A 12330-nucleotide genomic window follows, 5' to 3' on the forward strand; every position below is an offset into this window, starting at 1 on the left:
TGTCGCGCGTCAGAATGTTTGGCAGGGGTAGTTAGTTGCTGATGTAACGCCCCAGCTGAGAGGTCTGAATGTCATGAGTCGTCCACCGACGATCCCCGTGGAGAAGAAGCTCCGCATCGTGTTGTCCGTGTTGCAGGGCGAGATCACGATCGCTGAAGCGGGCCGCCGTGAGAAGGTCTCGGAGCAGGCCATCGGGAACTGGAAGCGCCAGTTCCTCGAGGGCGGCAGAGCCGGCATCGAGGCGGGTAAGTCCAAGCCCTCGACCCGCGAGCAGCAGCTCGAGGACGAGGTCGCCGAGCTCACCCAGGCGCTGGGTGAGGCCGCGGTCGAGATCCGGGTCTGGAAGAAGAGCGCCGAGGGCCGCCTGGGCCCTTCGAGGACCTCGAGGTGATCCGCACCGAGGCGGGCATGTCGACCGCGAGGTTCTGTCAGCTGATCGACATGCCCGAACGCACCTGGCGGCGCTGGCAGGCCAAGGCGAAGACTGACCGGCCGCCGAAGGGCCCGTGGCCGCAGCCGGCGCGAGACGCGGCCCGGCCGCTGGTGGTCGCGCATGCGTTGAAGAAGCCGGAGTGGGGCCACCGGAAGATCTGGGCGATGACCCGCCATGACGGACACAAGGTGTCCCAGGCGACCGTGCTGCGGCTGCTGCGCGATGACGGGCTGATCCTGCCATCGGAGTACCAGAAGCAGCGTCGAGAACTCGCGAAGAACCGCAAGGCCGCGTTCGCACGAAACCCGACCGGCCCGAACCAGGTATGGCAGTTGGACTTCAGCGAGTTCGAGACCACCCAGGGTGGGATCTGGAGGATCGCCGGCTGCCGGGACTGGTACTCGAAGCTCGAGCACCCGTTTCACACCTCGCCGACCGCGAACCAGCACGACGCGATCGCCGCGATCGAACTCGCCCTCGTCGACTACGTGACCCTGTTCGGCCACCCCCTCGTCGACCAATGTCAGGTCGACGACGAGACCGGCGAGCTGCTGCCGGTCGTCACGATCGTCACAGACAACGGCGGTCCATTCCGATCGATGAACTTCGAGCTGTTCATCATGCGCCACCCCGAACTGCGACACGTCCGCACCAGGGTGAAGTCACCGGGGCAGAACGGATCACGCGAACGCGGCTTCGGGACGCTGAAGTACGAACGGCTGTTCCTCGACGACATCCCCGACGCGCTCACCCTCGTCGAACGCGCCGAGGACTACCGCATCGAGTACAACGAGACCCGCCCTCATGAGGCGATCGCTTGGAACCGGCCGATAGAGGTGCACATGGGCCTGGCCGACCCGACCATCCCCAACTTCGAAATCGAAGAATCCCTGCCAACTACTTGACGCGGGACATTGCAGGGCTCGTGCTTGCAGGTGTGCTTGCGCCCTTGGGGAGGGTCGGTGCGCCGGAGGCTGGTGCTGACGATGGCCGGACGCTCGCGCTGCCGCGGGATCCGGTCGGGATGCCAGCCGGGAATCCGCCGAGGCGGGTGGGGACGCTCGCGACCGACCGCGCCGCGTTCCCCCCAGCACGACGGGCGCCGGACCCGAGGGCTGAGCCGAGGGAGTCCGCGGCAACCCCACCGACGAAGGAGAACAGCCCGAAGATCGCGAACGGCGCGAACGCGACCAAAACAAGACCTATCAGCAGCGGCCAAGACTGCGGGTCCCAGATCGTCCGCACATCAGCGAGCCCATTGATGATCAATGTCACAAAACCGACCGTCAACGGACCCGTCAGCAGCAGCACGACGACAGCAGACACGTACCGGATCACCCACTGCGGCCCGATGCCGCGCACGGGAAAAATCATCCACGCGATCGGACCGACCGCGATGAGCGCAGCGAGGACGATGTTGCGGAAAGCGAACACCAGCATGAGCAGCAGCATCCCGACCATCAGGAGCCCGTGGATGATGACGGCAAAGAAGTAGTTCGCCTGCCCACCGGCCCACATCACCGACTGAAGCGTCGAGAACAACGCGATCGGTCCCTCCCGGTTCATCACGTACCAGGTCATCTCATCGATCGTGTTCAACAGATGCCCCGTCAACCACAGGGTGAGCGGCACCGCGGGGATCGCGATGAACGAACGCACAATCGCGCCAACGAGTTGCTCCCGGTCGCCAGTGACCACGGCGGCGGTGACGGCCCAGATCATCGCGCCGAACACAATGATGAGAATCGCCCACTGCCAGAACGACCACTCACCCACCGCCGCGGTCCACAGCAACGACGACGTGTCGAACTGCATGTTCAGCGCGACTACGTACATCATCCCCGTCGTCGCAATCGCCATGCCCCGCCCGAAGTTCTCGAACGACGCACACAACACATCGCCGAAACTGCATCCGTATGCCACCACGACCGGCTTGCCCCCGGCGCTCTGAATCGCCGCGGCATGACCCTCATACGTCGTGCAGATGGTTGCTTTCGTTCCGTTCGTCACGACCTGGATAAAACATTGCTGCGCTTTGACGTCTGCGGGATTCGTCGGTGTGCATGCAATCTGTCCGTTCGCCTCTTCACAGTCCACCGGGTAGGCAGGCGAACTCCACGGTTCACCTTCGACCGCGGCGGCACGGACCACGGATGCCGCCGCCAGGTCGCCACGCAGCTCCGGCACTGCGGCGGCCGGTGCCAGTGTGCCGATCCCGAGTGCGACGCCGAGGAGCGCGCCTAGGGTGACGGCGCGGGGGAGGTCCATTAGAAGCCGAAGTCGAAGTTCACGAACCACTGGAACAGGCCGCTCGCTGCCCCCAAGACGGCGGCGGCGATGAAGATCCAGAGGATGTTCTCCCCGGCCCAAGTCCGCACCCGGTCAGACGCGATCCCGCGAAAGGCGAGGGCAGCGCCGGCGATGATCAGCATGATCAGGACCACCATCATCGCGCCCGCAAGAATGTAGGAGGCGATGACCTGGAATCCCTGGAAGAACGGGGCTGAGAAGTCGGGATTCACGTCGGGCACTTCGACGTCTAACGGGACCAACGTGGTGAGTGTCATGATCGCTCCTTGCGTCGTGTGAGGTGGTGCGTGGTCAAGTCAGGGGGAGGCCTAGGGAGGCCATGAATGGGGCCGGATCGATGCGGGCGCCGTTCTGCCGCACCTCGAAGTGAAGATGGCAGCCGAAGGACAAACCCGTCTGCCCTTCCCCACCCACCCGCGTACCCGCGGTCACCTGCTGGCCCTCGGCCACGGTGATCGATCCGTCGGCGAGGTGCGCGTAGAGAGTGATGGTGCCGGCGCCGTGGTCGATCATCACGCTGTTGCCGAACTGTCCGAACCGCCTCGCGAGGGTCACCGTGCCGGGTCCTGCGGCGAAGATGTCCGCGCCGCAGCCTTGCGACATGTCGTACCCGAAGTGAGCGGCGGGGCAGTATGCGCATCCCTCAACCGGGTGCCACCCATAGCCACGGCCCGTGGTGTGACTGCCTGCGTAGGGGTATCCCCATTCGCCGACAACTATCGGCGCGCCGTTCACGCTCTCGTTCGAAGCCGTGGACGAGGACTGCGCCGCGACCGCCAGGGGCAGCACGATCACGGGCGCGAACACGGCAACCGCCAGGCACGCTAGCGCGCCGGCGAAGAGGCCGATCAGGCGGCGGCCGGTGCGTGTGCTGGTGACGGCGGCCACGACCGCGACAGGGGCTCCCATGTCACGGCTCCATCGGCTCCGAGAAGAACCGCACGACTTTGCAATCCCCCGGCGTCTGCGTCGATCCCGGTGTTGGGACCGATTCCGGGCCGCAGAGCACCTGGACGCTCACTCGAACGGTCTCGTCGAAAGACGACTCTTCGTCCGCGCCGGCCATCGTGAACGTCAGCGTCACATTCGCCGTCCCGATCGCCATATCGCCGGATGGATCCTCGGGCGCGGGCATCAATGTCATCGCGCCGATCGTCTGCGCAACGACACGCCCGTCCTCGGCCGCGATCGAATCCCACTGCACCTCCGGCAACACCACGCCTTGACGCAACTCGAGCTGTGCCGCGCGGAGCGCATCGACTCGATCTGATTCTGATGCGTAGCGAGTGTCGGGGGTGAACCAGGTGTCGAGGTACGTGAGCCACTCTTCACGGCTCGCGAGAGTTGTATCGAAGGTCGACGCGGCAGCCAGAGCGGCACGCGCGTACAGCTCCGTGTCGGTTGTGATTGGCTCCGCCACCCAACCGCGTTCCGTGACCTCGGTGTCGACCGCCGCGTCCTCGGATGGAGCATTGGGAGACGCCGTCACGCCGTCGGGTCCCTGTGATGGTCCCTCCGACCGGCTCGGGGCCGGATCGGCAGGTCGAGGCAGGATGGACGCGACGATGATGGCGATGATCCCCGCGACCAGCACCGCGGCGCCGATCAACGCCCACATCCCCCCGCGTCCCTGCATTGTGGCTGCACTCACGGCAGCACCGCCTTCGTTTGAATGGCAGCGACCTCGTACCCCCAGAGCACCCCAGCAGGTCGCAGTGGAGGAATACTAAGCAGACGGTGCACAGTTGCAAAAGGAACGATTTGGTCACGGACCTGGGGCAAAGGGCGGCGGCGAGGGTATCGCCCACCGTCCGATCGGGAATGCGAAGCGCGACGACATGAGCCGCTCGGGGTGAGCTGGCTTGCGGTTGGCCGCGCCACCACAGCGTTCTCGGCCGCGCCGAATGCTTGATCTGGGAGCCATCTGCTTGAGCTCATGCGTGGATCGTATAGTGATTCAGATGCGATGTGAAGCATTAATTTATTCAGGATGCTTCCGCTAGCACCGAAATCGCGGAACAATACGTTCATGCCAAAGCTCGTCAAGCCAGCCAACAGCGAACGCGCGGCTGCGGCAGTGACAATCCTCGGCAACTTGGGAAAAGCCAGTCTGATTGCCTACTTGCGACGAAACCCAAACGCGGGCCGCAAAGCCATTTCCGAAGCAATCGAAGTGCCCGCGCCCACCCTGGTTCGATACCTCCGCGAACTCGAAGAAGCCGACGTTCTCATCGCGAATCCACCGAAATCGAACCGAAAGCAGGGGGAGTGGCCGGTGTATCGAGTCAACAACGTTGCCGTTACCGAGCTGTACCTCAAACTCGGCCAGGAACTGGGCGAGATATAGCACGCGCGACCCGCAGCCGGGTAGTTGGGCCTATGTTGACTTACAGCGGCAGTACGCCAGGTCGCTGATGCGTCAGCTTGTCGCTGATCGAACGCCGCACTGGTCAGCAGCCGCTCAGCTGCGGCTACTTGCCCGTCGCATTACTCGTTGGGCCGCGACTCAAATGCCGGCAGGGCGGATCGAGGGCTACTTCGTGGTTTCATGATGGGTCGCCCTTGTGCGCTGGCGCTGGGCCCGGGTGGGTTGCCGCGGAAGGTTCGGCTGGGGTGGGGAGTCGGAGTCGCTTGAGCATGAGGGCGTTGACGGCGACGATGACGCTGGAGCCGGACATGGTGATTGCCGCGATCTCGGGGGTGAGCATGATGCCCAGCGATGAGACGAAGACGCCGGCAGCGATCGGCAGTGCGAAGACGTTGTAGCCGATCGCCCATCCGAGGTTCTGTCGCATTTTGCGGACCGTGCCCTTTCCGATGGTCAGCGCGATGGCGACGTCGAGCGGGTCCGAGCGCATGAGTACGACGTCGGCGGTTTCGATAGCGACATCGGTGCCCGCGCCGATCGCGATGCCGAGGTCGGCTTGCGCGAGTGCGGGGGCGTCGTTGACGCCGTCGCCGACCATCGCGACCTTCCTGCCTGAGCTTTGAAGTTCAGCGATCTTGGCGGATTTGTCTTCCGGGAGGACTTCGGCGATCACCGTGTCGATGCCGAGGAGGGCGGCGATGCGTTTGGCGGTGGGTTCGTTGTCACCGGTGAGCATCACTACTTCGATCCCGGAGTCATGGAGCGCGGTGATCGCAGCGGCGGCGGTCTGCCGTGGGGCATCGGCCAGGGCGATCACCCCTGCGGCTTCCCCGTCGACCGCGAACGCGATGGCGGTTCGGCCAGAGGCGGCGAGCTCGCTCTGCGCGGCAGCGATGGAGCGGATGTTGATTCCTTCGTCCGCCATCAGTCGAGGGTTACCCATCACCACGCGGCGCCCATCGACGGTCGCGATGGCTCCGAGCCCGGTGATATTCCGGAACGAACTAGCGGTGCGGCGAGGGATGTTGCGGGCGTCCGCGTACGCGACGATTGCCTTGGCCAGCGGGTGCTCGGACTCGCGTTCCGCGGCGGCGGCGAGGGAGAGCAGTTCGATGTCGTTCATCCCGATCGGCATGTAGTCGGTCACTTCCGGTTCACCCCGGGTCAGGGTGCCGGTCTTGTCCAACACAACGGTGTCGATGTGCGCCGCGGACTCGAGGGCGCCCGCGTTCTTGAACAGCACCCCGCGTTTGGCGCCGAGGCCGGTGCCGACCATGATCGCGGTCGGGGTGGCCAGGCCCAGCGCGTCGGGGCAGGTGATCACCACCACGGTGATCGCGAAGAGAATCGCTGTCGGCACCGACGCGCCGATAAGCCACCAGACGAGGAAGGTCACAGTGCCGCCGATCAGTGCGACCAGGACTAGCCAGAACGCGGCCCGGTCCGCGAGACGCTGCCCGGGGGCTTTGGAGTTCTGAGCTTCTTGCACGAGAGCGACGATCTGGGCCAGCGCAGTATCGGCGCCGATCTTGGTGGCCCTAATCCGGATTGTGCCGGTCGTGTTCACGGTCGCGCCGATCACCGGTGAGCCGGGGGCTTTGACGACGGGAAGGCTTTCGCCGGTGACCATGGATTCGTCGATCTCCGACTCGCCGTCCTCGACGGTGCCGTCGGTGGGGACTTTCGCCCCGGGTCGCACGAGCATCAGGTCGCCCGGCATGACCTCGGAGGTGGGCACCTCGATCTCTTCGCCGTCGCGGAGCACGACCGCGCGGGCGGGGGCGAGCTCGAGGAGCGTGCGGACGGCGTCGTTCGCTCCGCCGCGGGCGCGCATCTCCACCCAGTGGCCGAGCAGTACGAAGCTAGCCAGCACCGTCGCGGCCTCGTAGAATACCTCGCCGCCACCGGTGAGGGTGACCACGACGCTGTAGAGCCATCCGGTGCCGACACCGACGGCGACCAGCACCATCATGTCGAGGGTCCGGGCGCGCAGGGCCCGCCAGGCGCCGTCGAAGAAGATCCACGCGGAGTAGAAGATCACCGGCAGGGACAGGATCAGGGAGAACCAGTCATCGCGCAGCCCGAACGGCGAGGGGACGGTGAAGCCCAGCACCTCCCGGCCGATCGGGGACCACAGGATGATCGGCACCGACAGTACCGCTGCGACGATGAACCGGTTCCGCATGTCGCGGATCATCGCGGCCATCGACATCCCTGCGTGGCTGCCGCCGTGCCCCATGACGTCCTGGCTCGTATGAGCGATCGTTTCGTGTTTGGCGCGCGCGTGAGGGTCCGGGGCAGCGGATGCCGCGGCCGTGTCGACGTTGGTGTGGCTCGCATGGTGGCCGGCGTACGGATCGGCCGAGTTGTCTGCAGGGTCGCAGATGTGTTCGGGGACTGATTGTCCGGCGCAGTGGTAGCCGCACTCGATGATCCACTGACGCAGCTGCGCCTGTGAGGTGCGTTGCGGGTCGTAAGAGACGTTCGCGGTCTGCGCGATCGGGTTCGCGTCGACCGCGGTAACCCCGGGCTGGCGGAGCAGGGTCGATTCGACGATGGACTTCGAGGATGCCCAGGAGAGGCCCTCGACTTCCATTACGACGGTGCGGGTCGTTTCGTTCATTGCGTTTCTCTAAATCGGCGGGCTCGCTGCGGAAAGATCACGAGGTCGGCTCCGTCACCAGGACGGTCCGCCAGGTGTTGCCGGCGTCGGTCGTGATCCGTACGCCGCTATCGTCGGCGATTGCTGCGGTCCCGTCCGGGCTGACGGAGATGGCAGCTGGTATCCCGGTGGCGTGTCCAGCGGTCTTCCATACCGCTCCTGGCTTCGTGGTCCCGGTCCAGATGGTGCCGTCCGCGCCGGCCCCGATGATTCCTTCCTCCTGGGTGGGGTCCGCGGCGATGACGACAAGCATCGGGGCGTTGCCAACGGGAGCGAAACTGCTCCCGGCGTCGCGGCTGACCATCAGGCCCTCGGGTGTGGTGGCGGTCACGACATCGGGGTTGGTCGGATCGATGCTGATATCGCGGGCAGTCAGCGCGGCGACATCGGCCCAGGTCTGCCCGCCGTCGACGCTCGCCGCCAGGGCGGCGCGGTCGGAGGGGAGCCCGAGCAGGAAATCGGGTGCGGCGGGAGTGGTGGCGAGCATGTGGAAGTCCGTGACCCCTGCGAGGGACACCTGCTCCCACCCTGTCTCGGTGTGCCGGACGAGGCCGATATTCGGCGGAACGAACGAATCTTCTTGGTTGTCAGGGGCGGGGTGGCCGGACGCGAGAATGCTCTCCCCTTGGACGGTCAGGCCCATCGCATCGAACACAGTGTCCCCGACCAGGGACACCTCATCGGTGGTGAGGTCGATGCGGTACGCGCCGGTGTGTGCGCCGACCAGCACGGCTCCGTCGGGCGCGAACGCGACGTCGTGAATATGAGCGACGGGCGGAGCGGAGGAAGGTTCATCGCTGCCGGCGGTCGTGCAGGCCGTGGCGGTGACTGTCAGCACGCCAGCGAGGACGGTGGCAGTGAGGGTGCGTGTGCGCGTGTTCATAGTGGCGGGCTCCACGGGCGAGGGCCAGCCGGCGGGTGCGGCCGACCCCTGCCTGTCAGAGGGTCGCGAGGATGTCCTCCATCGTCGTGATCTCGGTGGTCTGCGAGGCGATGATGTTCTCCGCCAGGGCGACCACATCGGCGTTCTCGCCGTCGTCGATCTGCGTCTGCGCCATCTCGATCGCGCCTTCGTGGTGCACGATCATCTGCTCCAGGAACAGGCGCGACGCCTCCACGCCGGTGGCGCCCTCCAGCGCCTCCATGTCGGTGTTCGACATCATTCCCCCGTGATCCATACCGTCCATCTCGCCCATCGGCGTGCCCCACTCCTCAAGCCACGACTCCATCAGCTCGATTTCGGGGCCTTGCGCGGCTTTGATCTGCTCGGCGAGGCTCAGCACGCGGTCATCGATGCCGTCCTTGGCGAGGATCATGTCGGCCATCTCGACGGCCTGTTCGTGGTGCGGGACCATCATCATCGTGAACTGCATGTCTGCGGAGTTCACATCGGCGGCAGGGGATGCCGAGGACGATGAGCCCATCCCGGGCATGTTGTCCATGCCGCCACCGGTCGTGGTGCCAGCGCAGCCGGCGAGAGCGAGCAGGGCGGTCAGGGTGATCGCGGCGGTCGCCGCGGCACGGTTCTTCATCAGGTTCTCCTCAGTCGTTTGTGAGCGCACGAACCGGTGTGTCCGGGCGTGAAAGTGCTGAGCCCACCCGCGGGACGGGTCGGCTGCGAGCACCTCTCAGGTGCGACTGATGCAGAGAACGAGCAGAGACGGGGGTCTAGGAAGGGCAGTGCTAGGGGCGATCAGGGTAGGGCCGGCGCGCAGCGCGGCCCCCCAGGTGTGGCCCACGCGAGGGAGGAAGAGCAGTAACGCCACGAAGAGCAGCGCGAGGACGCAGGTCATCGCCAGCATGCTGGTATGCCCGCCGCAGTCCACGCACTCCCCGTCCGTCGACGGCTGGGGCGTGCCGTGGTCGGCCACGGCCACGGCCGCGCCAGCGGTGCCGTGTTCGTGGATCGCCGACGACGCGGGCGTTGACGTCTCGGCGTGACTGTTCAGAGAGTGCATCGCGAGCAGCCCGACGATGATCGCGGTGGTGACGGCGATGAGTAGCAGCAGCGAGTGGCCGAGCCCACGCGGGCCAGGACGCAGGCGTTGCGCCAGAGCGATCATCGACATGTCACCTCCCTCGCTTCCCAGGGTAAACGGATCAGGCGGGCTGACGTGTGCGGGATATAGGGGTGGCTGCGGCGACCGACGCGGTGGCGTGGGCGCGGAAGCGTCGCAGCCGGAGGCTGTTGGTGACCACAAACACAGACGAGAACGCCATCGCGGCGGCCGCGATTAGCGGGTTCAGCAGGCCGAGCATCGCCAGTGGGATCGCGGCGATGTTGTACGCGAACGCCCAGAACAGGTTTCCCTTGATGGTGCCCAGGGTTCGGCGGGCCAGCCGGATCGCATCCGCCACCACGAGCAGGTCACCGGAGACGATCGTGATGTCACTCGCAGCGATCGCCGCATCCGTCCCGCCGCCCATCGCCACCCCGAGATCCGCCGCGGCGAGGGCCGCGGCATCGTTCACGCCATCGCCGACCATCGCCACCACACGCCGGGAGGCATGCAGCTGCCGGATCGCTTCGAGCTTCCCGGCAGGCGTGACTCCGGAGCGGACTTCGTCGATGCCGACGAGAGTGGCGATGTGTAGCGCCGCACCGGCGTTGTCGCCGGTGAGTAGTACCGGCCGGAGCCCCAGCGCGCGGAATCGTGCGATCGCTTCGGCGCTGGTGGGCTTGACGGTGTCGGACACGGCGATCGTGCCCAGGAACTCGCCGTCGCGTGCAACCGCGATCACCGTCGCCCCGGCGGCTTCCAGGGCCTCAGCTTCGGTGCGGTGGGTGGCGGGGGCGTGGACGGACCATTGGTCCTCGACCCACAGGGGACGCCCGGCGACCACCACGGCGCCATCGATTACGGCTTGCACGCCGAACCCGACGTGCGACGTGAACCCCTCGGCAGGAGTCGGCGTGCCCTCCACCGCCGCGACGATTGCACGGGCGACGGGGTGTTCCGATCCCCACTCTGCGGCGGCGGCCGATGCTAGCAGGTCCTCGGAAGTGATGCCGGGTGCGGGGGAGAGCGTGGTGACGGACATGACACCGTTCGTGATGGTGCCGGTCTTGTCCAGCACGATGGTGTCGACCTGGCGGGTCTGCTCGAGCACCTGGGGTCCGCGGATCAGGATGCCCAGCTGCGACCCGCGGCCGGTGCCGACCAGCAGCGCCGTCGGTGTCGCCAACCCCAGAGCGTAGGGGCAGGCGATGATTAGGGTCGCGACGGCCGCGGTGAACGCGACCTCGAGCGACCCGCCGAGTAGCAGCCACCCGACGAACGCGATGATCGCCAGGACGATCACGATCGGAACGAACACGGCCGAGACGCGGTCAGCGAGGCGCTGCACCTTGGCCTTGCCGGTTTGTGCTTCTTCCATCAGCCGTTGCATCCGCGCCAGCTCGGTGTCGGCGCCGACGCGGGTGATCTCCACGATCAGGCGCCCGCCGACGTTCACCGTAGCGCCGACCACGCGGGAACCCTTGGTGACCTCAATGGGGACGGATTCGCCCGTCAGCATGCTCGCGTCGATCGCGGATGCGCCGTCAACGACGAGCCCGTCGGAAGGGATCTTCTCCCCGGGGCGCACGACCACCTGATCGGCGACGGCTAGGGCATGTCTGACAATTGCCGGGTCCAGGCGATGACGGCGTTGAGGATGACAGCGGCCCGGTAGGTGATCGCGAGTTTGTCGTAGCGGGTGGCGAGTCCTCGCCATTGCTTGATGTGGCAGTAGCGGCGCTCGATGACGTTGCGGCCCTTGTAGTCGGCGGCGTCGAGGCAGACGGGGCGTCCGCCGCGTGAGCCGCGGCGCTTGCGGTGGCCTTGCTGGTCGGACGGCTCGGGGATCACGGCCTTGATCCCGCGGGCGCGTAGATGCCCGCGGATCGCGCGGGATGAGTACGCCTTGTCACCCCGGACCGCGTCCGGACGAGTGCGGGGCCGGCCGACGGGACGGGCGACACGCAGGTGTCCCATCAGCGGCAGGAACATCGGCGAGTCCCCGGCCTGGCCTGCTGTCAGCAGCGCGACCAGCGGGAGCCCGTTGCCGTCGACGAGCTGGTGGATCTTCGTCGACAGGCCGCCTCGGGAGCGGCCGACCGCGTGATCAGGCGGCTCGCGCGTCGTTCCATCCGACTTGCCGGGATGCATCGGCGATCGGCAGGTCGGTTTCCTCGATCAGTCGCGTGAACTCCGTCAGGCGGGTCTCGATGAGGAACCGCATGGGGGCGACACCGACCTGCTGGGTGAAAACGCGTGTGAGATGGGCGCGGGAGACGGCCACCTCCGCGGCGAGCCTGCCGACCGTCCACGGCTCGGTCATGCGCGAGCGCAGCAGGACGACCGAGCGGCGCACGGGGCGAGCGATTGGCGGCTGCGCGAGCCGGCCGCGCACCGGGAGGACGAACCTCTCGGGCACGGCGCCGTCGTCGGCGAGCAGCGTCGGTAGGGCAATCTCGACGGCGCGGGAGAACAGAGAGATCAGTCGGGTGGTCGCGACCTCCGGCGGCGCGGTCTCGTTCACGAGGCTGATCTGGCGCCACAGCGGTTCGATGCG

13 protein-coding genes and 1 pseudogene are annotated in these 12330 nt (G+C 66.6%); 3 read left to right on the forward strand and 11 right to left on the reverse strand.

Features of this window, described 5'->3' with window-relative positions; genetic code table 11:
• Positions 1 to 73 precede the first annotated feature (73 nt).
• Together CGU34_RS12540 and CGU34_RS12545 are read left to right on the forward strand one after the other, a co-directional pair.
• On the forward strand, positions 74 to 391 hold the full coding sequence (locus CGU34_RS12540; protein WP_081766164.1) for a helix-turn-helix domain-containing protein: 318 nt from the start codon (positions 74 to 76) through the stop codon (positions 389 to 391).
• On the forward strand, positions 388 to 1338 hold the full coding sequence (locus tag CGU34_RS12545; protein ID WP_036296135.1) for an integrase core domain-containing protein: 951 nt from the start codon (positions 388 to 390) through the stop codon (positions 1336 to 1338). Before CGU34_RS12540 ends, CGU34_RS12545 begins: the two co-directional genes overlap by 4 nt.
• On the opposite strand, the gene CGU34_RS12550 is transcribed toward CGU34_RS12545, so the two are convergent.
• Genes CGU34_RS12550 through CGU34_RS12565 form a run of 4 tightly spaced genes read right to left on the reverse strand, consistent with a single transcriptional unit; the run spans position 1331 to position 4394 of the window.
• On the reverse strand, positions 1331 to 2701 hold the full coding sequence (locus CGU34_RS12550) for a hypothetical protein (RefSeq protein ID WP_100814297.1): 1371 nt from the start codon (positions 2699 to 2701) through the stop codon (positions 1331 to 1333). The genes CGU34_RS12545 and CGU34_RS12550 overlap by 8 nt on opposite strands.
• On the reverse strand, positions 2701 to 3000 hold the full coding sequence (locus tag CGU34_RS12555; RefSeq protein WP_100814298.1) for a hypothetical protein: 300 nt from the start codon (positions 2998 to 3000) through the stop codon (positions 2701 to 2703). The genes CGU34_RS12550 and CGU34_RS12555 overlap by 1 nt, the downstream gene beginning before the upstream one ends.
• 34 nt (positions 3001 to 3034) lie before the next feature.
• Positions 3035 to 3652 carry a M23 family metallopeptidase gene (locus CGU34_RS12560; protein WP_100814299.1) on the reverse strand — a complete coding sequence of 206 codons (618 nt, stop codon included), beginning with the start codon at positions 3650 to 3652 and terminating at the stop codon, positions 3035 to 3037.
• Position 3653: 1 nt separating this feature from the next.
• Positions 3654 to 4394 carry a hypothetical protein gene (locus CGU34_RS12565; protein WP_146047970.1) on the reverse strand — a complete coding sequence of 247 codons (741 nt, stop codon included), beginning with the start codon at positions 4392 to 4394 and terminating at the stop codon, positions 3654 to 3656.
• 378 nt (positions 4395 to 4772) lie between these two features.
• Between CGU34_RS12565 and CGU34_RS17010 the strand changes: the two genes are divergently transcribed.
• Positions 4773 to 5090, forward strand: a complete 318-nt coding sequence (locus CGU34_RS17010) for a hypothetical protein (protein ID WP_146047971.1) — start codon at positions 4773 to 4775, stop codon at positions 5088 to 5090.
• 199 nt (positions 5091 to 5289) lie between these two features.
• Here CGU34_RS17010 and CGU34_RS12570 read toward each other — a convergent pair whose 3' ends face one another.
• From CGU34_RS12570 to CGU34_RS17405, 7 genes and pseudogenes are all read right to left on the reverse strand, one after another.
• Positions 5290 to 7734: a heavy metal translocating P-type ATPase gene (locus CGU34_RS12570; protein WP_100814301.1), complete on the reverse strand. Its 2445-nt coding sequence runs from the start codon at positions 7732 to 7734 to the stop codon at positions 5290 to 5292.
• A gap of 37 nt (positions 7735 to 7771) precedes the next feature.
• The gene (locus tag CGU34_RS12575; RefSeq protein ID WP_100814302.1) at positions 7772 to 8656 is read right to left on the reverse strand and encodes a WD40/YVTN/BNR-like repeat-containing protein; all 885 of its coding nucleotides are present in this window, start codon (positions 8654 to 8656) and stop codon (positions 7772 to 7774) included.
• Between the two features lie 55 nt (positions 8657 to 8711).
• Positions 8712 to 9305, reverse strand: coding sequence for a DUF305 domain-containing protein (locus CGU34_RS12580; RefSeq protein WP_100814303.1), 594 nt, complete (start codon positions 9303 to 9305; stop codon positions 8712 to 8714).
• A 96-nt stretch (positions 9306 to 9401) separates the two neighbouring features.
• Positions 9402 to 9842: a DUF6153 family protein gene (locus CGU34_RS12585; RefSeq protein ID WP_100814304.1), complete on the reverse strand. Its 441-nt coding sequence runs from the start codon at positions 9840 to 9842 to the stop codon at positions 9402 to 9404.
• A 31-nt stretch (positions 9843 to 9873) separates the two neighbouring features.
• On the reverse strand, positions 9874 to 11490 hold the full coding sequence (locus CGU34_RS12590) for a heavy metal translocating P-type ATPase (RefSeq protein ID WP_232711669.1): 1617 nt from the start codon (positions 11488 to 11490) through the stop codon (positions 9874 to 9876).
• Positions 11382 to 11891: pseudogene (locus CGU34_RS12595) on the reverse strand (IS5 family transposase); the annotation flags it as partial. The pseudogene CGU34_RS12595 and the gene CGU34_RS12590, both read right to left, overlap by 109 nt.
• Entirely contained in the window at positions 11881 to 12096 is a 216-nt protein-coding gene (locus tag CGU34_RS17405) for a helix-turn-helix domain-containing protein (RefSeq protein ID WP_232711325.1), read from the reverse strand. The gene CGU34_RS17405 and the pseudogene CGU34_RS12595, both read right to left, overlap by 11 nt.
• Positions 12097 to 12330 lie beyond the last annotated feature (234 nt).

It is taken from the genome of Microbacterium lacus (genome assembly GCF_002812805.1).
In the GTDB taxonomy this organism is placed as follows: Bacteria; Actinomycetota; Actinomycetes; order Actinomycetales; family Microbacteriaceae; genus Microbacterium; species Microbacterium lacus_A.

What these genes read in the sequence shown, in the direction of transcription:
- CGU34_RS12540 (WP_081766164.1), top strand. Translation starts at nt 74, where the DNA reads ATGAGTCGTCCACCGACGATCCCCGTGGAGAAGAAGCTCCGCATCGTG.
- CGU34_RS12550 (WP_100814297.1), bottom strand. Translation starts at nt 2,701, where the DNA reads ATGGACCTCCCCCGCGCCGTCACCCTAGGCGCGCTCCTCGGCGTCGCA.
- CGU34_RS12555 (WP_100814298.1), bottom strand. Translation starts at nt 3,000, where the DNA reads ATGACACTCACCACGTTGGTCCCGTTAGACGTCGAAGTGCCCGACGTG.
- CGU34_RS12560 (WP_100814299.1), bottom strand. Translation starts at nt 3,652, where the DNA reads ATGGGAGCCCCTGTCGCGGTCGTGGCCGCCGTCACCAGCACACGCACC.
- CGU34_RS17010 (WP_146047971.1), top strand. Translation starts at nt 4,773, where the DNA reads ATGCCAAAGCTCGTCAAGCCAGCCAACAGCGAACGCGCGGCTGCGGCA.
- CGU34_RS12570 (WP_100814301.1), bottom strand. Translation starts at nt 7,734, where the DNA reads ATGAACGAAACGACCCGCACCGTCGTAATGGAAGTCGAGGGCCTCTCC.
- CGU34_RS12575 (WP_100814302.1), bottom strand. Translation starts at nt 8,656, where the DNA reads ATGAACACGCGCACACGCACCCTCACTGCCACCGTCCTCGCTGGCGTG.
- CGU34_RS12580 (WP_100814303.1), bottom strand. Translation starts at nt 9,305, where the DNA reads ATGAAGAACCGTGCCGCGGCGACCGCCGCGATCACCCTGACCGCCCTG.
- CGU34_RS12585 (WP_100814304.1), bottom strand. Translation starts at nt 9,842, where the DNA reads ATGTCGATGATCGCTCTGGCGCAACGCCTGCGTCCTGGCCCGCGTGGG.
- CGU34_RS12590 (WP_232711669.1), bottom strand. Translation starts at nt 11,490, where the DNA reads ATGGCGAGGACTCGCCACCCGCTACGACAAACTCGCGATCACCTACCG.
- CGU34_RS17405 (WP_232711325.1), bottom strand. Translation starts at nt 12,096, where the DNA reads ATGACCGAGCCGTGGACGGTCGGCAGGCTCGCCGCGGAGGTGGCCGTC.